11 protein-coding genes are annotated in these 22,038 nt (G+C 71.2%); 6 read left to right on the top strand and 5 right to left on the bottom strand.

Annotated elements, in window-relative coordinates:
- The first annotated feature begins 102 nt into the window (after positions 1–102).
- The 3 genes from ureG to QQM72_RS04735 all read left to right on the top strand — a co-directional run bounded on the left by ureG (position 103) and on the right by QQM72_RS04735 (position 3,259).
- Positions 103–780, top strand: coding sequence for an urease accessory protein UreG (gene ureG, locus QQM72_RS04745; protein ID WP_314219492.1), 678 nt, complete (start codon positions 103–105; stop codon positions 778–780).
- 1 nt (position 781) lies between these two features.
- Positions 782–1,540 (top strand): urease accessory protein UreD, encoded by a 759-nt coding sequence (locus QQM72_RS04740; RefSeq protein ID WP_314219491.1) that lies wholly within the window; start codon positions 782–784, stop codon positions 1,538–1,540.
- 186 nt (positions 1,541–1,726) lie between these two features.
- Positions 1,727–3,259 (top strand): alpha/beta fold hydrolase, encoded by a 1,533-nt coding sequence (locus QQM72_RS04735; protein ID WP_399076074.1) that lies wholly within the window; start codon positions 1,727–1,729, stop codon positions 3,257–3,259.
- Positions 3,260–3,423: 164 nt separating this feature from the next.
- Here the strand turns inward: QQM72_RS04735 and QQM72_RS04730 are convergent, their stop codons facing one another.
- Complete coding sequence (locus QQM72_RS04730) at positions 3,424–4,158, bottom strand: lysophospholipid acyltransferase family protein (RefSeq protein WP_314219489.1); 735 nt, start codon at positions 4,156–4,158, stop codon at positions 3,424–3,426.
- Positions 4,159–4,467: 309 nt separating this feature from the next.
- Here QQM72_RS04730 and QQM72_RS04725 point away from each other — a divergent pair, with 309 nt between their 5' ends.
- The 3 genes from QQM72_RS04725 to QQM72_RS04715 all read left to right on the top strand — a co-directional run bounded on the left by QQM72_RS04725 (position 4,468) and on the right by QQM72_RS04715 (position 15,940).
- Positions 4,468–8,826 carry a LamG-like jellyroll fold domain-containing protein gene (locus QQM72_RS04725; RefSeq protein WP_399075960.1) on the top strand — a complete coding sequence of 1,453 codons (4,359 nt, stop codon included), beginning with the start codon at positions 4,468–4,470 and terminating at the stop codon, positions 8,824–8,826.
- Between the two features lie 153 nt (positions 8,827–8,979).
- Positions 8,980–15,414, top strand: coding sequence for an RHS repeat-associated core domain-containing protein (locus QQM72_RS04720; protein ID WP_314219487.1), 6,435 nt, complete (start codon positions 8,980–8,982; stop codon positions 15,412–15,414).
- Positions 15,415–15,514: 100 nt separating this feature from the next.
- Positions 15,515–15,940 carry a hypothetical protein gene (locus QQM72_RS04715; protein ID WP_314219486.1) on the top strand — a complete coding sequence of 142 codons (426 nt, stop codon included), beginning with the start codon at positions 15,515–15,517 and terminating at the stop codon, positions 15,938–15,940.
- A gap of 3 nt (positions 15,941–15,943) precedes the next feature.
- Here QQM72_RS04715 and QQM72_RS04710 read toward each other — a convergent pair whose 3' ends face one another.
- The 4 genes from QQM72_RS04710 to ddaH all read right to left on the bottom strand — a co-directional run bounded on the left by QQM72_RS04710 (position 15,944) and on the right by ddaH (position 21,951).
- A complete protein-coding gene (locus QQM72_RS04710; RefSeq protein WP_314219485.1) occupies positions 15,944–17,200 on the bottom strand; it encodes a PP2C family protein-serine/threonine phosphatase in 1,257 nt (418 codons plus the stop codon).
- 101 nt (positions 17,201–17,301) lie between these two features.
- Positions 17,302–19,767, bottom strand: a complete 2,466-nt coding sequence (locus tag QQM72_RS04705; RefSeq protein WP_314219484.1) for a SpoIIE family protein phosphatase — start codon at positions 19,765–19,767, stop codon at positions 17,302–17,304.
- Between the two features lie 145 nt (positions 19,768–19,912).
- A complete protein-coding gene (gene rocD / locus QQM72_RS04700) occupies positions 19,913–21,142 on the bottom strand; it encodes an ornithine--oxo-acid transaminase (RefSeq protein WP_314219483.1) in 1,230 nt (409 codons plus the stop codon).
- On the bottom strand, positions 21,139–21,951 hold the full coding sequence (gene ddaH / locus QQM72_RS04695) for a dimethylargininase (RefSeq protein ID WP_054240453.1): 813 nt from the start codon (positions 21,949–21,951) through the stop codon (positions 21,139–21,141). The genes rocD and ddaH overlap by 4 nt, the downstream gene beginning before the upstream one ends.
- Positions 21,952–22,038: the final 87 nt, after the last annotated feature.

Genomic DNA, 22,038 nt, shown 5'->3' with positions numbered 1-22,038 from the left:
CCTTCCCGTTCCCGACCCCGGGGGCTCGGCCCCCAGGCCCCCGTTCGGCTCTGAAAGGGCCTCGCCCCAGACGCCGGACGGGCTGACATGAGGAGCCGTGTCATGCATCTCGACCACACCCACGACGGTCCCGCCGCCGTCGGCGCCGACGCCCGTCGGACCGACGGCTCGCGGCGCGCCCTGCGTATCGGGCTCGGTGGTCCCGTCGGGTCCGGCAAGACCGCCACCGTCGCCGCGCTCTGCCGCACCCTGCGGGACGAACTGTCCCTGGCCGTCGTCACCAACGACATCTACACCCGAGAGGACGCCGAGTTCCTGCTCCGCGAGGCCGTGCTGCCGCCCGAGCGGATCACTGCCGTCGAGACGGGCGCCTGTCCGCACACCGCGATCCGGGACGACATCTCCGCCAACCTCGAGGCCGTGGAGGACCTGGAGGACGAGGTCGGCCCACTGGACCTGATCCTCGTCGAGTCCGGTGGCGACAACCTCACCGCGACCTTCTCCAAGGGCCTCGTGGACGCGCAGATCTTCGTCATCGACGTCGCGGGCGGGGACGACATCCCCCGCAAGGGCGGGCCCGGTGTCACCACTGCCGACCTGCTCGTCGTCAACAAGACCGACCTCGCGCCGTACGTCGGCTCCGACCTCGCCCGGATGGCTGCCGACGCCAAGGCCCAGCGGGCCGAACTACCCGTCGTCTTCCAGTCGTTGCGGAGCGAGGACGGTGTGCGCGACGTCGCCGCGTGGGTGCGGGCGCAGTTCGCCGCCTGGACGGCGTGACATGAGCGGAGTGCGCGCCACCGCGCGGATCGGGGCGAGGGACGACGGACGCGGGGGGACCTCCCTGCCCGTCCTCGAGAGCGACGGGCCGCTCGCCCTGCGCCGCACCCGGAGCACCACGGGCGAGGCGCGCGTCATGCTCGTCGGCGCGATGAGCGGACCACTCGGCGGCGACCGTTTCGCCGTCGAGGCCGACGTCGGGAGCGGCGCCCGGCTGCACGTCCGTTCGGCGGCCGCCACCATCGCCCTGCCCGGGCAGGCGAAGGACGAGGCCCACTACGACGTACGCCTCACGGTTGCCGACGGTGGTGAACTGCGCTGGCTGCCCGAGCAGTTGATCTCGGCGAAGGGGAGTGATCTGTTCGTCACCACGCGGGCCGAGCTCGGGGCCGACGCCCGGCTCGTCCTGCGCGAGGAACAGGTGCTCGGCCGGGTGGGGGAGGAGCCGGGGAGGCTGACCAGCCGGCTCGCCGTGCGGGTCGCCGGGCGGGTCGTCCTCGATCAGGAACTGGCCTGCGGGCCCGGCGCGCCCGGCGGCTGGGACGGGCCCGCCGTCCTGGCGGAGTATCGTGCGGTGGGCCAACTCGTCGTCGTAAGGCCGGAGTTCCGCGAGGCCCCGACGCAGGCCCGGAGCATCGGCGAGCACGCCCGTGTCATGCCGCTGGCCGGGCCGGCGGCTCTCGTCACCGCCGTCGCGCCCGACGCGCTGCGGCTGCGGCGGGCGTTGGACGAGGCGCTCGCCGATGTCGACATCCGGTGAGCGGTACATCACTTTCCGGTTATCGGATTGGCAAAGAAGGTCAACGACACCTTTTCCCAGGTGCCTCACAGCCGCGAGGATCCCTCTGCCGCCATCACCAGGTAGGGGAGTTCCCACTTGAAGGACATACGACCGAACAAGCGCACCACGGCGCTCGGATCGGCCGGCGTACTCGTCGCCGCGACGATGCTCGCCGGCGCTTTCGCGGCGCCCACGGCCAGCGCGACCAGCGGCCGTCCGGGGCAGGACCGGGAGGCGCGCGGTGCCGCGATCGCGGCGGAGCGCGCCGGCAAGGCCGGCATCGACTGGCAGGACTGCCCCGCCGACTGGGGCCTGGAGAAGCCGATCCAGTGCGGCTGGGTCACCGTGCCGCTGGACTACGCCAAGCCGAACGGCAAGCAGATCAAGCTGGCCGTCGACCGCATCGGCAACACGGGCACCGCCGCGGAGCGCCAGGGCGCGCTCGTCTACAACCCCGGCGGTCCCGGCGGTTCGGGTCTGCGCTTCCCGCGCCGCGTCGTCACCAAGGCCCCCGTCTGGGCCAACGTGGCGAAGGCCTACGACTTCGTGGGCTTCGACCCGCGCGGGGTCGGCCACTCCGCGCCCATCTCCTGCATCGACCCGCAGGAGTTCGTCAAGGCGCCGAAGGCCGATCCGGTCCCGGACAGCGAGGCCGACAAGCTCGGCCAGATCAAGCTCGCCCGTGAGTACGCGGACGGGTGCGCCGAGCGCAGCGGCAAGGCCGTGCTGGCGCAGATGACCACCCCGAACACCGTCCGTGACCTGGACGTCATCCGGGCCGCCCTGGGCGAGAAGAAGCTCAACTTCCTGGGTGTCTCCTACGGCACCTACATCGGCGCCGTCTACGGCACCATGTTCCCGGGCCACCTGCGTCGCATGATCGTCGACAGCGTGGTCAACCCCTCCCGTGAGAAGATCTGGTACGAGGCCAACCTCGACCAGGACGTCGCCTTCGAGGGCCGCTGGAAGGACTGGCAGGACTGGGTCGCCGCCAACGACGCGACCTTCCACCTCGGCACCACCCGCGCCGCCGTCCAGGCCAAGTGGCTCGAACTGCGCGCCACCGCGAAGAAGAACCCCATCGGCGGGCTCGTCGGCCCGGCCGAGCTGATCTCCTTCTTCCAGAGCGCCCCGTACTACGACTCCTCGTGGGTCCCGGTCGCCACCGTCTTCAGCAAGTACTTCGCGGGAGACACCCAGGCGATCGTCGACGCGGCCGCCCCGGACCTGACCGACACGGCCGGCAACATCTCCTCGGAGAACGGCAACGCCGTCTACACCGCCGTCGAGTGCACCGACGCCAAGTGGCCCACCAGCTGGCGGAAGTGGAACAGCGACAACACGCGGCTCAACAAGGACTACCCGTTCATGACCTGGGCCAACGCGTGGATGAACCTGCCGTGCGCCTACTGGCCGGTCAAGCAGCAGACCCCGGTGGACGTCAAGACCCACAAGGGCCTGCCGCAGGTGCTCATCGTGCAGTCCACGGATGACGCGGCCACCCCGTACGAGGGTGCCGTCGAACTGCACAAGCGCTTCAAGGGCTCCCGCCTGATCACCGAGAAGGACGCCGGCTCCCACGGCGTGACCAGCCTGGTGAACACCTGCATCAACTCCCGGGTGGACGCCTACCTGCTCACCGGCAAGCTGGACACCGCGGACGTGACCTGCGCGCCGCACGCCACGCCCAAGCCGTAGCACCCGCACGACAGCGAAGGGCGGCCGGAGTGATCCGGCCGCCCTTTCCGTCGTCCTGACGGAACCTCAGTCGCCTCCTGACGGAATCTCAGTCATCCCGCCGGAATTCCGGTTCCTGACGGAGCACCGGCTTGTGGGCGTGAGTACCGGCTCATGACGGGACGTCAGCGCGACGGCAGGCGCGGAAACTTGCGCTCCTTCTCGGCCTTGGCCGCCTTCGCCGCGGCCTCCTCCGCCTTGGCGACGGCCGCGTACTGGTCCACGTACTCCTGCTCGGACAGCGTGAGGATCGCGTACATGATCTCGTCGGTGATCGCCCGCAGCACCGCCTTCTCGTTCTCCATGCCGAGGTAGCGGGAGAAGTCGAGGGGCTTGCCGAAGCGGATCACCACGGGGTGCAGGGTCGGGATCACCTTGCCGGGCGGCTGCGCCTCGAAGGTGCCGATCATCGCGCAGGGGACGACGGGGACCTGAGCCCTGAGCGCCATCACCGCCACCCCGACCTTGCCCTTGTACAGGCGGCCGTCGTGCGATCGGGTGCCCTCCGGGTAGATACCGAGCAGCTCGTCCTTGCCGAGCACGCCGAGGCCCTCGCGGATCGCGGCCTGGCCCGCCTCCTTGCCCGAGCGGTCGACCGGGATCTGGCCGGCGCTGCGGAAGAAGGCCGCGGTCAGCCGGCCCTTGATGCCGGGACCCGTGAAGTACTCGGCCTTCGCGAGGAAGGTGATGCGGCGCTTGAGGATCGCGGGCATCAGGAAGTGGTCCGAGAACGACAGATGGTTCCCGGCGATGATCGCCGCACCCGACTCCGGGACGTGCTCGAGGCCCTCGATCCGCGGTCGGAAGACCAGTCTCAGCAGGGGGCCCAGCAAGACGTACTTGAGCACGTAGTAGAACAAGGGGTCGCTCCTCACTCCGGCGGATCGGCGGGATGGCCGCCTGACCAGGGTGCTGCTCCCGGACGGTGCGCAGCAAGCCGCAGGGAGCCGCGGGAAGCGATCGCGCGGCCGTCGGGAGTCGCGCACGGCGCTTTTTCGTCGAATCTCCACGGATCTTGCCGCAACCGTGTCGGTTCTCACACGCACCGAGGGGGAGACGCCGGACATGTCGCATTGATTTCGATGGATCTTCATCAACTTCTTACTTACCCTCCCTCATTGACCATCTTTTCTCAGTGCTTTCTCACTGAGTCGTGTTGTGAACTGTGAATGCGGGGGCGCGTGTTGACGCGAAGACATGCCCGGACGTCTGCCTTGGCGCTGGCGCTGGTGACGGCCTTGGGGATCGGGGTGACGCCGGTGACCGCGGCGGTCGCCGCGGCCCCGACGGCCCCGGCGCGGACGAAGACCACCGTCGAGGCGGCGGCGACGACCACGCAGGACGCCCTGGCCGAGGCGAAACGATCCGGCCGGAGCGTCGAGGTCGTGTCTCTCCGGTCGGAGAGCGGCGATGTGTACGCCACGCCCGACGGGAACCTGGAGGCGCGCGAGTATCTGCGCCCCGTGCGGACCCGGGTCGGGGGCGAGTGGAAACCGGTCGACACCGACCTGGTGAGGACCTCGGAGGGGACGGTCTCCCCGGGCGCGACCACCGTGGGTCTCGAGTTCTCCGGGGGCGGTGACGCGCCGCTGGTGCGGATGGAGAAGGCGGGGCGCGAACTGGCCCTGTCCTGGCCGGGCGAGCTGCCGGCCCCCGTGCTCGACGGGGCCACGGCGACCTACCGCGACGTCCTGCCGGACGTCGACCTGCGGATGGGCGCTCAGGAGGACGGCTTCACCCAGCTGCTCGTCGTCAAGTCCGCCGAGGCGGCCGCCGGCCCGGAGCTGACCCGGCTGAGGCTGAAGCTCTCCGCCGGGGGCATGGACGTCCGTGAGACGTCCGAGGGCGGCCTGGAGGCCGTCGACCAGGGTGCCGGGAGCGCCGTGTTCGAGGCGCCCAAGCCCGTGATGTGGGACTCCAGCGCCCAGGAGCCGGCGCAGCGGAAGAGCACGGAGCCGAAGCAGAGCACGGCACCGCAGCCGAGCGCCTCGGCGGAGAAGACCGCCCCGGCGGAGAAGACCGCCCCGGCCAAGTCGGCGCTGTCACTCGCGGCCGCCGCGGCCGCCGGCACGAGCGGACCGGCAGCCGCTCCGGATGACGAGCCCGCCGCCGGGGAGTCGGCGAAGCTCGCCCCGGTCGGGGTGGACATCCCGGCCGGTGGCGGGGAGCTCGTCCTGACCCCGGACGCGGATGTGCTGAAGGGCAAGGACACCACCTACCCGGTGTTCATCGACCCCCAGTGGTACTCCCCGCGCGCGGCCGCGTGGACGATGGCGTCCAAGTACTGGGCGTCGTCGCCGCAGTGGAAGTTCAACGGCGAGAACAACGCCGGCCTCGGCTACTGCGGCTGGGCCTACTGCCAGCCGAACGACACCAAGCGGCTCTTCTACCGCATCCCGGTGTCGAAGTTCGCGGGCAAGACCATCCTCCAGGCCGAGTTCGTGGTCCGGAACGTGTGGTCCGCGTCGTGCAGCGCGCGCAGCGTGGAGCTGTGGCGCACGAAGGACATCTCCTCGTCGACCACCTGGAACTCGCAGAACGCGGACGGCTTCTGGATCGACAAGCTGAAGACGGACTCCTTCGCCTACGGCTTCGAGGGCTGTTCGGCCAAGGACGCCGAGTTCGACGTGAAGTCGGCCCTGCAGTCGGCGGCCAACGCCAAGTCGTCGACGATGACGTTCGGCATGCAGGCCGCGAGCGAGTCCGACATCTACGGCTGGAAGCGGTTCTCCGACAAGGCGTATCTGCGGGTCAAGTACAACCGCCCGCCGTCGCAGATCAAGATGTCGCAGCTCACCATGGAGTACGGCGGCACCTGCAAGAAGCCGGCCGACGCTCCGCGCGTGCGCACTCTCGGCAAGATCTACGCCAACGGGGTCACGGACCCGGACGGCGACACCGTGGGCGTGCAGATCGAGGCGGCCTGGGACTCCGGCGACGGCAAGGGGATGACCGCCCGCTGGAAGCCCGCCCGGACCACCCTGAAGAAGTCCGGATCGAGCTTCTCGCTGACCCTCCCCGCCACTCTGCCCGAGAACAAGCAGATCAACTGGTACGCGCGCAGCTACGACGGGGCACAGTACTCGCCGTGGTCCAGCGCGGGTGATCCGACGGGCTGCTACTTCACCTACGACACGAAGGTCCCCAAGGCTCCGGCGGTCACGTCCGCGGAGTATCCGGCCTCGGACCCCGAGGACCCGGACGATCCGTGGTTCGACGGGGTGGGTCACTACGGCTCGTTCCAGCTCAAGGCCGCCGACACCGACGTGACGAAGTACTGGTTCGGCATCAACGGCGACCCCACCTCGAAGAACACGATCACCACGGCTGCGGGCGCGGCGAAGGTCGCGAAGATGCTGCCGGCCAAGCCCGGCCTCAACTTTGTCACCGCCAGGGCGTTCGACGCGGCCGGCAACGGCTCCGAGATCCGCACCTACCAGTTCCGGGTCAAGTCGGGGCAGCCCGAACGCGCCGACTGGACGATGGACGAGGCGGCCGGCGCCACCCAGGTGGCGGGCAGCGCACCCGAGCAGACCGCCACCCTCTACAACGGCCCGACGCCGAACGTGGAGGGCAGGTTCGGCAAGGCGGTGCAGTTCGACGGGGTCGACGACTACGCGGCCTCGGACATCGCCACCATCAACACCGACACGAGCTTCTCGGTGTCGGCCTGGGTGAAGCTGTCCGCGATGCCGTCCGGAGCGGCTGTCGTGGCTTCCCAACGGGGCAACAACACGCCGGGCTTCGAGCTGTACTACTCCAAGGGGTACGACCGCTGGGTGTTCAACCAGTACAGCGCCGACACCGCCGACGGCACCCCCGTCCGGGCCATGCAGGCGGCGGCGGGCGGGGTCAAGGCCGGGGAGTGGACCCATCTGGTCGGCGTCTACGCCTCCGGTGAGAAGCTGCTGAAGCTGTATGTCGACGGCGCGTTGGCCGGTACCACGGCCTACAGCACGGCGTGGAACGCTCGGCGCGGCATGGTGATCGGCGGCAGCTTCCTCAACGGGACGCCGTCGTCGCCCTTCCCGGGCGCCATCGACGAGGTGAAGACCTTCGAGAAGCCCCTGTCGTCGGCCGAGGTGTCGAGCCTCTACAGCTCGAATACGAGCGGCGGCCGTCCGGCCCGGATGGTCTTCCACCTCGACGACGCCGCCGACGCGACCGAACTGAGCGGCCGGGCCGACGTGAGCCCCGCGGTCCTCAGGGGCGGCGCCACGACCGGCGCGGCCGGAGTGGACGGCAACGCGCTGGCCCTGGACGGCACCGACGACTACGCCACCACGGGCAACCCGCACGTCAACACCTCGTACAGCTTCGCCGTATCGGCCTGGGTGAAGCTGTCGAAGACCAAGCCGAGCCACGCCGCGAGCGTCGCCTCGCAGACCGGCACCGTGGTGACGGGGCCGGAGCTGTACTACTCCAACTCCTTCGACCGCTGGGTGTTCAACCAGCACAGCTCCGACACCGCCGACTCCACGGTGGTGCGGGCCATGCAGCCCGACGGCACCACCGCGTACGGCGGTGAGTGGACCCACCTGGTCGGCGTGCAGGACACCGAGGCCGACAAGCTCTCGCTGTACGTCAACGGCACTCTCGCCGGCACCACCGCCCTGCCGTCGACCTGGTACGCCGCAGGCGCCGTGCAGATCGGCGCCAGCGCGTTCGAGGGCAAGGCCACCTCGTTCTTCCCCGGCCAGATCGACGACGTACGCCTCTTCGACCGCCCGGTGTCGGCCGACGAGGTGCAGCAGCTGTTCAAGCAGCGCGCGCTGCTCAACGCCCGGTGGAAGCTGGATGCCGTCACCGGCTCCGCCTCGCCGGACGACGCGGGCCGGACGGCCGACCTGTCCCTGGCGGGCGGCGCGAAGATCGGCAGCGGGTTCATGGAGGGCGGTCTGGAGCTGGACGGCAAGGCCGGCCACGCGAGCGCTCCGGCGGTGCCCGTCGACACGAGCGCCAGCTTCACCGTCACCGCCTGGGCCCAGGCCGCGTCGATCCCCACGCAGAACGCGGCGGTGGTCAGCGCGGAGGGGACCAGCCGGAGCCCGTTCTCGGTGCACTTCGTCCCGGCCGCGAACGACCCCGAGGGGTTGGGCAGTTGGGAGGTCGAGCTGCCGAACGCGGATGCCTCGGACGCCACGACGGCACGCCTGGCCAGCACGGAGTTCACCGGCGTGACCGACTGGAACCACCTGGCCCTGGTCTACGACGGCTTCGCCAAGCAGGCCCGCCTGTACGTCAACGGCGTGCTCCAGGAAGCGGCGTGCGAGGACACCGACGGTGACGGCACGGCGGACGACACCTCCTGCCAGGACATGATCGCCTGGGGCGAGAACATGCTGACCGCCAAGGCCGGCAAGTCGCTTCAGGTCGGTCGGACGAAGATCGGCACCACGGGCGCCGAGTACTTCCCCGGCGTGATCGACGACGTCTGGTTCTTCCAGGGGGCGCTCGACGACAGCCAGGTCGGGGAGCTCTCCGGCTCCTGGTTCGACGTGCCCACCCAGGTCCCCGCCGGCCGCTGACGCCGCCACGGGCGGTGCGCCGGGACGAGCCGTGCGCACCGCCCGTACTTCCGGGCTCCCTACGCCTTTTGGCGCACTCCGCATCTTCCACCAGCGACGCCGGCGTCCCGCCACGGGTGGGACCGGCGCCGCGCAGCGACGGACGGCATACGCATGAGACACAAACCCCCACGTTTCTCTCCCACAGCCCTGCACCGGCCGGTGTCCCTGGTCGTTTCGGCCCTGATGCTCGGCGGACTGATCCAGGCCGCCGCCTCTCCCGCCCAGGCCGCCGGCGGCCACCCCCTGCCCGGTGTCCCCAAGGCCGACAAGGCGATCGCCGGCACCGACGGCATCAAGGTCAAGCCCCGCACCCTCCCGCGCGGTCCGAAGACGCCGGGCACGAAGCCCAAGGGCTCCTGGCCCGAGGCCGGCACCGCCACGGTGGAGCTGCCCGAACGCACGGCGAAGAAGGCCCCCACCGCGAAGCGGGCGGGTGCCCTGCCGCTGACGATCGCGCCGGTCAAGAAGGCGCAGGAAGCCGTACAGGGGACGGTCGAGGCCGGCGTGCGAGGCCGTGAGCAGGCCCGACGCGCCGGGATCGACGGGCTGTTGTTCACCCTGGAGGCCAAGGACCGCCCCCAGGGCGTCACCCGGTCCGGCACCGCGCCGACCGAAGCCGGCAAGGTCGCGGTCACCGTCGACTACGCGGACTTCGCGCAGGCCTACGGCGGCGGTTACGCCTCCCGGCTGCACCTCGTGCAGCTGCCCGGCTGCGCCCTCACCACCCCCGCCGAGGAGGCGTGCCGCAAGGCCACCCCGGTCACCGCCCGCAACGACACCGACCGGCGGACCCTCACCGCGAACACGGTGAGCCTGCGCGCCGGCGGGACGACCGTCCTGGCCGCCGCCGCCGAGACCGGCGGCGCGAAGGGCGACTTCAAGGCCACCTCCCTTTCGCCGTCGGCGACCTGGACCACCAATCTCAACACCGGTGACTTCACCTGGTCGTACGACATGCCCGTGCCCGACGTGCCCGGCGACCTCACGCCGGACGTCAGTCTGGACTACTCCTCGGGTTCGATCGACGGCCGCACCGGCGGCACCAACAACCAGGGTTCCTGGGTGGGTGACGGCTTCGACCTGTCGCCCGGCTTCATCGAGCGCCGCTACAAGCCCTGCGCCGACGACGGCGAGAAGCACGCCGACGGCGGCAAGCCGGGCGACCTGTGCTGGTCCTACGACAACGCGTTCATCTCCTTCAACGGCAAGGGCGGCGAGCTCGTCCCCGCCGGCAAGGACGAGTTCCGGCTCAAGCAGGACGACGGCACCCGCGTCGCCCGGCTGACCGACACCGCCCGTGGCAACGGGGACGACGACGGCGAGTACTGGCGGGTGACCACCCCCGACGGCACCGCCTACTTCTTCGGCTACCACCGGCTGCCCGGCTGGACCAGCGGCAAGGAGACCACCGACTCCACCTGGACCGTGCCGGTCTACGGCAACAACACGGGCGAGCCGTGCCACGCCGCCGACTTCGCCGGGTCCTGGTGCCAGCAGGCGTGGCGGTGGAACCTCGACTACGTCGTGGACACCCACGGCAACGCGATGGGCTACCACTACGTCAAGGAGTCCAACTCCTACGGCCGCGACCTGAAGGCCGACGACGACACCCCGTACACCCGCGGCGGCTACCTGGAGCGCGTCGACTACGGGCTGCGTTCCTCCCGGATGTTCGCGGACAAGCCGTCCGCCCAGGTCGTCTTCGACAACGCCGAGCGGTGCCTGCCGCAGGACGGCGTCACCTGTGCCGCGGACACCATCGACACCAAGGCGTCCTATTGGTACGACACGCCGTGGGACCTCAACTGCAAGGCCGACACCAAGTGCGACGACGGCCGCCTCTCGCCTTCCTTCTGGACCCGCAAGCGGCTGACGGGGGTCACCACCCAGCTGCTGAAGGCGGACGGCACATACGGCAAGGTCGACTCCTGGAAGCTGGGCCAGCGCTGGGGCATGGCCGACACCGACTACCAGCTGCTCCTGGACAGCGTGCAGCACACCGGCCACACCGGCACGACGCCGATCACCCTGCCGAAGACGACCCTCGCCTACACCCAGCTCGCCAACCGGCTGGACAGGACCGGCGACGGCTACGCCCCCTTCATCAAGGCACGCCTGTCCACCATGGCCGACGAGTCCGGCGGCCAGATCGACGTCAACTACTCCGCGCCCGCCTGTGACGCGGACGCCCTGCCCACCCCGCAGACCAACACCACGCGCTGCTTCCCGCAGTTCATCGGAGGCGACAGCACCGACGCCCCCGACCGCGAGTGGTTCAACAAGTACGTCGTCACCTCCGTCGTCGCGACCGACCGCACCGGCGGCGCCCCGGACCAGGTGACCGCGTACGAGTACCTCGACGGCGCCGCCTGGCACTTCGACGACGACGACGGCCTGACCAAGGAGAAGTACAAGACCTGGTCGCAGTGGCGCGGTTACGGCCACGTCCGGGTGAAGAACGGCGGCCAGGGCGGCGCGGCCGCCATGAAGGCGCAGGAGGACCACTGGTTCCTGCGCGGTATGGACGGCGACCGCAAGGACACCACGGGCGGCGCCAAGTCCGTGACCGTCTCCCTCGACTCCGGTGAGGGCGACCCGATCGCGGACCACGCGTCGGCCGCGGGCCTGGAGTACCGGACCGCCGCCTTCGACCGGCCCGGCGGCAAGGTCGTCGCCAAGACCGTCAGCCGGCCCTGGCACCACGAGACGGCCAGGAAGGCCCGCGACTGGGGGACCGTCACCGCGGACCTCACCGGCGTCTCCGAAAGCCAGACCTGGACCTCCCTGGACGACGGCGCGGGCGTCAAGTGGCGCACCACCTCCAGCTCCGTCACGCACGACACCGTCGCCGGCCGGGTCACCCAGGTCGACGACCGCGGCGACACCGCCACGGCGACCGACGACCAGTGCGTGCGCACCACGTACGCCACCAACGCCGACAAGAACATCCTGCTCCTGCCCTCGCGGGTGGAGACCGTCGCCAAGGCCTGTGACGCGGCGCTCGACCGGAGCAAGGACGTCATCGACGACATCCGCACCGCCTACGACGGCGGCGCCTTCGGCGCCGCGCCGACCAAGGGCGACCCCACGGCCACCGCGCCCCTGAAGAGCCACAACGGCACCAGGGCCACGTACCTGGAGGCCGGCGCCACCTACGACGACTACGGCCGCGAGCTGACGGTCACCGACCTGACGGCCGACATCACCGTCACCGGCGACGCCGCCCCCGTACGGACCGCGCGCGCCGACGGCCGTACCACCACGACGGCCTTCGTCCCGACCACCGGACTGCCCGCCCAGACCAGGACCACCACCCCGCCCGCCGACCCGGCGGTCCCGGCCACCGCCCAGACCACCGTCAAGGACCTGGACCCGCTGCGCGGACTGCTCCTGAAGCAGACCGACACCAACGGCAACGTCACCAACTACGCCTACGACGCGCTCGGCCGCTCCACCAAGGTCTGGCTCGCCGACCGTGCCACGAGCGGCGTGCCGACGTACGAGTACGGCTACACGGTCACCGAGGGCAAGCCGGTCGCCGTCGCGACCAAGCTGCTCGACAACGAGGGCGGCCAGATCACGTCGTACAAGTTCTACGACGGATTCCTGCGGGAGCGGCAGTCCCAGGCTCCCGGCCCCGGCGGCGGCCGGATCATCTCCGACGTCTTCTACGACGAACGAGGTCTGACCGCCAGGACATGGGCCCCGTACTACGCCGAGGGCAGCCCCGTCACCGAGCTGTTCAAGCCCGCCGACGCACTGTCCCTGGAGACCCAGACCCGCACCGTCTTCGACGGTCTGGGCCGCGCGGTCGAGGAGAAGCAGATCGCCGGGAACGGCGACGGCGGCACCGTCCTCAGCACCACGAAGACGATCTACGCCGGCGACCGCACCACGGTGATCCCGCCGGTCGGCGCCACCACCGTCACCACCCTCACCGACGCCCGCGGCAACGTCACCGAACTGCGCGAGCACCAGGCGCGGGCGCCCGAGTCGGCGTACGACGCGACGGTCTACGACCACACCCCGTCGGGCGAGCTGCTGAAGGTCACCGACCCGGCAGGCAACAGCTGGAGCCACACCTACGACCAGCGCGGCAACCAGCTCTCCATCACCGATCCCGACAAGGGGCGGACCGACACCAAGTACGACGACCGCAACCAGGTCATCTCCAGCACCGACGCCAACGGCACCCTGTTCAACGCCTACGACGGACTGGGCCGCAAGACCGAGCTGCGCGAGGGCTCGGCCACGGGCAAGCTGCGGGTCAAGTGGACCTACGACACGGTGACCGGCGCCAAGGGCCAGCTCGCCGACTCCACCCGTTACGTCGGCGACGCCGCGTACACGACCTCGGTCACCGCGTACGACAAGCTGTACCGCGCCACCAAGACGGCGACCGTCATCCCGGCCGCCGAGGGCGCGCTGGCCGGCACCTACCAGTCCGGCACGGCCTACAAGCCCTCCGGCCTGGTCGCCTCACTCAGCTACTCGGCGGCCGGCTCCCTGCCGGGCGGCTCGGTCAACTACGCCTACGAGGACCGGACCCTGCGGCCGGTCTCCGTGTTCGGCCAGGGCATGACCTCCACGGCCACCTACAGCCAGACCGGCAAACCGCTGGTGTACACCTTCGGACTGACCAGCGGCGGCAAGAAGACGCAGGTCACCAACTCCTACGAGTACGGCACCCAGCGGCTCGCGAACGTCCGCGTCGACCGTGAGGAGCAGGCGGGCGTCGACCAGAACGTCACCTTCCGCTACGACGAGGCCGGCAACGTCCTCTCCCTGAACGACGTCTCCCGCACCGGCACCGACAACCAGTGCTTCACCTACGACCACCTGCGGCGCATGACCGAGGCGTGGACGCAGGGCGACCAGACCTGCGCCGCCGCCCCGTCCGCCGCCAGGCTCGGCGGCCCGGCCCCGTACTGGCAGTCGTACACCTATGACAAGGCCGGCAACCGGCTGACCGACACCCAGCACCACACCGGAGGCGACACCACCAAGGACGTCAGGCGCTCGTACGAGTACCCCGCTCCGGGGACGGTCAAGGCCCACACGCTGACCTCGGTGACCACCCAGGGACCGTCCGGGACGACCAGGACGGACTACAAGTACGACCCTCTGGGCAACACCACCGACCGCGGCAAGCAGCACCTGGACTGGGACGCCGAGGGGCTCCTCGCCAAGGTCACCGAGCCCGTCGACGGCAAGCCGGACAACGTCACCGAGTACCTGTACGACGCCAACGGCAACCGGCTGCTCTCCCGCACCGGCGCCCGCACCACCCTGCACCTCGGGCACACCGACGTCACCCTGGACAAGGGCGCGGCCAAGGCCAGGGCGACCCGTTACATGGACCTCGGCAGCGGCCACCAGGCGATCCGCGCCGACGACGGCACCTTCTCCTTCACCCTCGCCGACCACCACGGCACCGGCCTGCTGGCCGTCGCCGCGACGGACCTGGCCCTCACCCAGCGCAGGGTCCTCCCGTTCGGCGGCGCCCGAGGCACCGCTCCGGCCGCCTGGCCGAGCACCCGAGGCTTCGTCGGCGGCATCGACGACACCAAGGACACCGGTCTCACCCACCTGGGCGCCCGCGAGTACGACCCGGGGACCGGCCGGTTCCTCTCCGTCGACCCGGTGATGAACCTGTCCGACCCGCAGCAGATGCACGGCTACACCTACGGCAACAACAACCCGCTGGTGTACGCCGACCCGGACGGCAAGTTCTTCGGGTTCGCCGCGCTCTTCAAGGCGGTGAAGAAGGCGATCGCGAAGCTCTTCAACAGGGTTCCCAACAAGAACCCGGGCTTCATGCAGCGGCGGGCGCAGGCGCCCGCGGTCAAGAACGGAAAGCTGTCCGGAGTGCTCCAGCAGATCTATCCCAAGGCCAAGGCCAAGCAGGTCTTCGGCAACGGGAAGATGGCGACGGCGATCGTCTACGAGTTCAACACCGGCTCGAGCCTGCCCGGCAAGAACGAACTGCACGTCCAGAAGGGCTGGGAGACGATGAACGCCCTCTCCGACATCCTGGACAACGACCGGAAGGCCAGGGAGACGGGGAAGAACCCGAAGAAGCTCCTGTCCGACAAGGACCTCGCGGTCGCCAAGGCGGAGGCGTCGGAACTGTGGGAGGCGCTGAACTCCCGCGACGTCACGGGCAACATCAAGAAGGCGATGAACGCCGACCCGCTCATGAAGTCCGCCATCAAGACGAACTTCGACGCCGTGATGAAGACGCCCGCCGTCAAGGACCTCACGGGTCAGGACTTCACGCCGGCCACGAAGTTCAAGGGCCCCGCGCCCGTCGGCCAGCCCACCCGGCTGCGCGGCTTCTCCCGCACCCTGGGCGTCGCCGGCGGCCTGCTCCAGGTGGCCCAGGCTCCCTCGTACGTCAGGGAGTACGGCTGGGGCCGTGGCGGATGGGAGATGTTCAAGGACATCGTCGACCCGGTCGGAACGAGTGACTCCATGATCGACCCGTTCGTCGACCAGGGTGGGGGATCATCGATCTGCGACCCGTCGAGCGGCAACTGCGCCTGACACTCGCCGAGCACGGGGGCCTGCCGCGCGCCACGCGCGGCAGGCCCCTCCGCCTTCCCCCACCACCCGTACGACGACGCGACACCGACCTGGAAGAGACATGAGCGAGATCCCCGCCCGCGACATTGCGGCCCTACTGCTGCGCACCCTCCCCGAATCCGCGGAGTCCATCGCCGAGAAGTACGAAATGCCCGCGGAAGCGGCCGTGCTGACCGAAGCGGCGGCCTCGGGCCTGTACCCGCTGCTGGCCGAGTGCTTCACGGCGCCGGTCCTGATGCCGCAGCTGGAGAGCGACGCCCCGGACCCCGAACTGCTAGGACGCTGCTGGGGCTTCGTGGAGCGGCTCGCGGCGCACTCCCTGGAGAGCGTCCGGGGCGCCGCCTACTTCGAGGTCCTCGAACAGCTCCTGAACGCCGACGGCCTCGTCGAGGCCGCCTGGCCGTACATGGGGGAGCGGACGCGGGCACGCACCCTGACGATGCTGGACTTCTACGGCGTTCGGCTGCGCGGCATCAACCGGGGATAGCACTCACAGCCGCACGATCACCAGCGCCGTGTCGTCGGTCGCGCCGCCGGGCGGCAGCAACTCCAGCAGGACGGCGTCGGCGAGGGTCTCCGGGTCCGCCTCCCGGTGGCGCGCGAGGGCGTCGGCGAGGCGGGCGAGACCCGTGTCGATGTCCTCGCGCCGCCGTTCCACGAGTCCGTCGGTGTACAGGGCGAGCGTGGCGCCGCTGTCGTAGGCGGTGCGTGCCTGGGGCCGGGGGACCGGCGTGGGCCGGGCGTCGAGCGGCGGGTCGGTGGCCCGGTCGAGGAACTCCACCCGGCCGTCGGTGTGGACGAGCACGGGCGGGGGATGGCCGGCGCTGCTGTAGGTGATGATGTGGTGGTCGAAGTCGATGAACGTGGTGACCGCGGTGGCCGATTCGGCGCCGTCCACGACATGCGCGTACCGACCGAGGACGTTCAGCGCCTCGGCCGGGCCCGCCGCGACCCGGGAGGCCGCGCTGAGCGCGCTGCGCAACTGGCCCATCACCCCGGCCGCCTCCAGACCGTGCCCGACGACGTCGCCTACCGACACGCCGATGCGGTTGCCGCCGACGAGGTCCACCAGGTCGTACCAGTCCCCGCACACGTTGAGCGCGCCGACCGCCGGCCGGTAGCGCACGGCGGCCCGGTGGTGTCCGACCTGCCGGCCGGCCGGCAGCATCGCCTCCTGAAGGGCGAGGGCCACCTCGCGCTCACGGGCGTGGGCCAGCCGCAGCCGCTCGTTGAGTTCCTGGAGCTCGCGGGCGCGCGTGTACAGCTCGGCCTCCAGGACACGGCCCCGGCTGCCCGCCCGCGCTCCGTCCCCGCCCGGCCCGCGGCCGCGGCCGCGGGCCCGGATCAGCTCGGTGACCTCCTCGACCCGGTGCACGATCAGCACCACCGTGCCGTCCGGCCCGTACACGGGCGCGTTGACGGGGCTCCAGTAGCGCTCGTCCCACTCGCCGGGCCGCTCGCTCGACTCGACGTCGTAACGCTGGAGCGCCATGGCCTCCCGCTCGCCGGTGGCCAGCACCCGGCGCAGCGAGGCCTCCAGGTTGCGCATGCCGCTCGCGGCCCCGTCGGCGGGGTTGTCGGGGAAGACCTCGAAGACGTGCCGGCCGATCAACTGCTCGCGCCTGCGGCCGGACACGCGCAGGAACTCCCTGTTGGCGTCCGCGTACGCCAGCTCGGGTGTCAGCAGTGCCACCGCGCCCGGCAGCGCCTGGAACACCGCCGTGTAGTCGATCGCCCTGTCGTTCATGGCCGCGTCCCATCCGCCGGTCTTGCGTAATTTTCTCATGTGATGTGATGAATGGGGTGGGTGAGTCGCTCCTCGGAGCCGGTCAGGACGGTCGGAGTCGCTCAGGCGTCGGGATCCGTGAGTGGCTGCTCGGCCCAGATGATCTTGCCCTCGGGGAGGAAGCGGGTGCCCCACCGCTGCGTGACCTGCGAGACCAGCAGCAGCCCGCGGCCGCCCTCGTCGGTGGCACGCGGATGGCGCAGATGCGGGGCGGTGGTACCGCCGTCGAAGACCTCGCAGACCAGGGTGCGCTCGCGGATCAGGCGCAGCCGGATCGGTCCGGTGGCGTAGCGGATGGCATTGGTGACCAGCTCGCTCACGACCAGCTCGGTGGTGAACGACAGCTCGGCCAGACCCCACTCCGCCAGCCGGCGGCTCGCGGTCTTGCGGGCCTCGGCCACCGCCGCCGGGTCGGCGGGCAGCTCCCAGTCGGCGACCCGCTCGGCCGGCAGCCGACGGGTCCGGGCCATCAGCAGGGCGACGTCGTCGTACGGACGGGCCGGGACCAGGGCGTCGATCACCGTCCCGCAGCGCAGCTCCAGGGTGTCCGCCGACTGCTCCAGGGCCTGCCGCAGCCGTTCCCGGTCGGTGTCCAGCGCCCACCGCTCGCCCCGGGCCAGCAGACCGTCCGTGTGCAGCGCCAGCGTGCTGCCCTCCGGCAGGGTCACCTCGGCCGACTCGAACGGCCGCCCGCCCGCGCCGAGCGGCGGGCCCTGCGGCAGCTCGAGGAACGTGACGGTGCCGTCGGGCAGGACGACCGCCGGGGCGGGGTGCCCCGCCGCGGCCATCACGCACCGCCCGTCGACGGGGTCGTACACGACGTACACGCACGCGGCGCCCACGCTCTGGGCGCCGCCCGACCGCGGTTCCTGCGGCTCCGTCTCGGCCGTCACGCCCTCCTCGTCGTCCATGCGGGTGACCAGATCGTCGAGGTGCGCCAGGATCTCCGCGGGCGGCAGGTCCAGGGCGGCCAGGGTGCGCACGGCGGTCCGTACGCGCCCCATGGCCGCGGCGGCGTCGATGCCGTGCCCCGGCACCTCGCCGACGACCAGCGCCACCCGCGCCCCCGACAGCGGGATCAGGTCGTACCAGTCGCCGCCGAGACCGGTCAGCTCGTCGGCCGGCCGGTAGCAGGCGGCCACCTCGACCGCGTCCTGCTCGGGCAGCCGGCGGGGGAGCAGATTGCGCTGGAGCACCAGGGCCGCGTCGCGCTCGCGCGTGTAGCGGCGCGCGTTGTCCACGCAGACGGCCGCCCGCGAGACGAGGTCCTCGGCGAGCGCCAGATCGTCCTCGCCGAAGGGCTCGTGCCGGTGGCGGCGCAGGAACGTGGTCACCCCGAGGGTGACGCCCCGCGCCCGGACCGGCACGATCAGGGCACTGGGCGGCTCGGAACCGGCGGGCAGAGCCGCGACCCACTCCTCGGTGAGCGGATCGAGCGGGTCGAGCGGATCGAGCCGTTCGACCCGCCAGGGCCGCCCGCCGACCAGAGTGCGCACCGCGGGCGAGCCGCCCCGGTGCACGACCTCTCGGCTGCCGGTCGCGACCCCGTGATCACCGGTCGCCCGCCGTCCCGCCCTGCGCAGGGTGACGGAGTCGTCGGCGTCGCCCCCCGCCTGGCCGGGCGAGGGCTCCGCGCCCCGCAACACCGGTTCCAGCAGATCCACGGTGACGAGGTCGGCGAAACCCGGCACCGCCACGTCAGCCAGCTCCTGAGCGGTCCGGGCGATGTCCAGGCTGCGCCCGATGCGCCGGCCGGCCCGGTCGAGCAGGGCGAGCCGCTGCCGGGCGCGGTGCCGCTCGGTCATGTCCACGACTGTGTAGTAGACGCCCATCGGGGCGCCGTGCTCGTCGTCCAGGCGGGTGAACGACAGCATGTGCGCCGTCTCGCGGTGCGGCGCCGCCCGTACCCGCCCCACCAGCTCGTATCCGAGCACCGGCTCGCCGGTCGCCAGCACCCGTCGCATCTGCGTCTCGATCGCCTCGGAGTTCAGCCCCGGCTGGACCTCGGCCAGCCGCAGCCCCAGCCGGCTCTCGGGCGGACCGCCGCCGAACTGGGTCAGGGCCGCGTTCGACCACACGAAACGCAGGTCGGCGTCGACCATCGCGATACCGATCGGGGAGCCGCCGATCATCTGCTCCAGCACCGCGCGGCTCATGTCCCAGCCGGGGGCGTCGGCCATCTCGTTCAGCAGGACCAGCCGGCGCGCGTTGCCGACGGGCTCATCGGCCGAGGTGATCCGCGCCATCACGGACAGCGTCCGGCCGTCCCGGCGGCGGGCGGACAGCAGCCCGGCCCAGCCGCCGTCCCGACGGCACCGGTCCATGACGTACGGGAGCCGCTCGGCGTCCCCGGGGGCGAGCAGCCCGGCCAGGTCCTCGCCCACCGCCTCGGCGGCCGGATACCCCAGCAAGCGCTCGGCTTCCCTGGTCCAGCTCGTCACCACCCCCCGAGCGTCGAGCAGCAGGGGGGCGGTGTCCGCCACGTCGAACCACCGGCGGGCGACGTCGTCCTCGTCGTGTGTGCCCACGGCCGACCTCTCTGTCGCTGAGAGTGGTCTACCACCTCCTGACTCAGTCTTCACCCTGCCCGCACGACAGCGGCCGAGCCACCCGGGAGGCGGTGGCCGCGCGCCGGCGCGGCCGGGAATCCGCGCCCCTCGCGGGGCGCGTCCCTCAGGCGTCGCGCGTCAGCACGCTCTCCAAGGTGGCCAGCGCCGAGGCCAGTTCCTCGCCGGTGACGGTCAGCGGCGGCGCCAGCCGGATGGTCGAGCCATGGGTGTCCTTGACCAGCACGCCCTCGCGCATGAGACGCTCGCTCACCTCGCGGCCGGTGCCCAGGGCCGGGTCGACGTCGACGCCCGCCCACAGCCCGCGCGCCCGGAAGCCGACGACGCCCTTGCCGACCAGCCCGGTCAGCCCGTCCCGCAGGACCACCCCCAGCTCGGTCGCCCGGCGCTGGAACTCACCCGTCTCCAGCAGCTCCACCACCGCCGTGCCCACCGCGGCGGCCAGCGGATTGCCGCCGAACGTCGACCCGTGCTCGCCCGGCCGCAGCACCGACAGCACCTCCCGCCGGGCCACCACCGCCGACACCGGCACGATCCCGCCGCCCAGCGCCTTGCCGAGCAGCAGCATGTCGGGCACGACGCCCTCGTGCTCCACGGCGAGCGTCCGCCCGGTACGGCCGAGCCCGGACTGGATCTCGTCCGCGATGAACAGGCAGTTCCTGCGGCTGGTCAGCTCCCGGACCCCGGCCAGATAGCCGTCGTCGGGGATGACGACGCCCGCCTCGCCCTGGATCGGCTCGATCAGCACCGCCGCCGTCGTCTCGTCGACGGCCGCCTCCAGCGCGGCCAGGTCGTTGTACGGCACGATCCGGAAGCCCGGGGTGAACGGCCCGAAGCCCGCCCGCGCCGTCTCGTCCGTCGAGAAGCTCACGATCGTCGTCGTGCGGCCGTGGAAGTTCTCGGCTGCCACCACGATGGTCGCCCGGTCGGCGGGTACGCCCTTCACCTCGTACGCCCACTTGCGGGCCACCTTGATGCCGCTCTCGACCGCCTCCGCGCCCGTGTTCATCGGCAGGACCATGTCCAGGCCGGTCAGCTCCGCGAGCCGCTCGGCGAACTCGGCGAGGCGGTCGTTGTGGAAGGCGCGGGAGGTGAGGGTGAGACGGTCCAGCTGGCGGTGGGCCGCCTCGATCAGCAGCGGGTGCCGGTGGCCGAAGTTGAGGGCCGAGTAGCCCGCCAGCATGTCGAGGTAGCGGCGTCCCTCGACGTCCGTCACCCAGGCGCCCTCGGCGCTCGCGACGACCACGGGCAGCGGATGGTAGTTGTGCGCGAGGACGGGCTCCTCGGCGCGGATCAGATCGGCGGAGGTGCGTGCCGGGACGACGGGTGCGGTCATGAACGGATCTCCTGCGTGCAGCACTTGATGCCACCGCCGGCCTTCTGGAACTCCGAGAGGTCGACGGGGACGGGGACATAGCCGCGCTCGGTGAGACGGGAGGCGAGGGCCTCGGCCCGGGGCGCGATGAACACATGGCGCCCGTCGGAGACCGAGTTCAGGCCGAACACCATGGCGTCGTCGCGGGTGGCGAGCACCGCGTCCGGGTACAGCCGGGCGAGCACCTCACGGCTGCCGGAGGAGAACGCCTCCGGGTAGTACGAGATGTTGTCGTCGTCGAGGACGAACAGCGCCGTGTCCAGGTGGTAGAAGTGCGGGTCCACCAGGGTCAGGCTGATCACCGGGTGGCCGAAGAACTCCTGCACCTCCCGGTGCGCCTCGCGGGTCGTCCGGAAGCCGGTGCCGGCCAGCACGTACCGGCCCGTCCACACCAGGTCGCCCTCGCCCTCGCAGACGGACTCCGGCCGGTGGACGTCGTAGCCCGCCGCCTTGAACCAGGTGTCGTAGTGGACGGACTCGGGCCGCCGCTCGGGCGCGTGGAACAGGGAGCCGAAGACCCGGCCCGCCACCACGACCGCCGAGTTCGCGGCGAAGACCATGTCCGGGAGGCCGGGGGCCGGCTCCACGGTGTCCACGGTGTGGCCGTGGGCCCGGTAGGCGCGGACCAGCCCCTGCCACTGCTCCTGGGCGAGGTCGACGTCGACGGGGCTGTCGGGACGCATCCAGGGGTTGATCGCGTACTGCACGGCGAAGTGTCTGGGTTCACAGACGAGGAAGCGCCGAGGGCGCCGCACACGGGTCTCGGTCACAGTGAGGTACCTCCACCTTTCCCTTTTCCTGCGGAGTCGACGGGTGGTTGACACCACGGTAGGAACTGACGGGGACGCCCGACAAGG

It is taken from the genome of Streptomyces zaehneri (genome assembly GCF_032248645.1).
In the GTDB taxonomy this organism is placed as follows: Bacteria; Actinomycetota; Actinomycetes; order Streptomycetales; family Streptomycetaceae; genus Streptomyces; species Streptomyces coriariae.
Note: the sequence above shows the minus strand (reverse complement) of the source record. Positions and strands in the feature narration are given on the sequence as shown.

Bases quoted from the DNA above. Each gene is read 5' to 3' on its own strand.
- rocD (WP_314219483.1), bottom strand. From the start codon at position 21,142: ATGACCGCACCCGTCGTCCCGGCACGCACCTCCGCCGATCTGATCCGC.
- QQM72_RS04710 (WP_314219485.1), bottom strand. From the start codon at position 17,200: ATGAACGACAGGGCGATCGACTACACGGCGGTGTTCCAGGCGCTGCCG.
- QQM72_RS04715 (WP_314219486.1), top strand. From the start codon at position 15,515: ATGAGCGAGATCCCCGCCCGCGACATTGCGGCCCTACTGCTGCGCACC.
- QQM72_RS04725 (WP_399075960.1), top strand. From the start codon at position 4,468: ATGCGGGGGCGCGTGTTGACGCGAAGACATGCCCGGACGTCTGCCTTG.
- QQM72_RS04720 (WP_314219487.1), top strand. From the start codon at position 8,980: ATGAGACACAAACCCCCACGTTTCTCTCCCACAGCCCTGCACCGGCCG.
- QQM72_RS04735 (WP_399076074.1), top strand. From the start codon at position 1,727: ATGCTCGCCGGCGCTTTCGCGGCGCCCACGGCCAGCGCGACCAGCGGC.
- ureG (WP_314219492.1), top strand. From the start codon at position 103: ATGCATCTCGACCACACCCACGACGGTCCCGCCGCCGTCGGCGCCGAC.
- QQM72_RS04740 (WP_314219491.1), top strand. From the start codon at position 782: ATGAGCGGAGTGCGCGCCACCGCGCGGATCGGGGCGAGGGACGACGGA.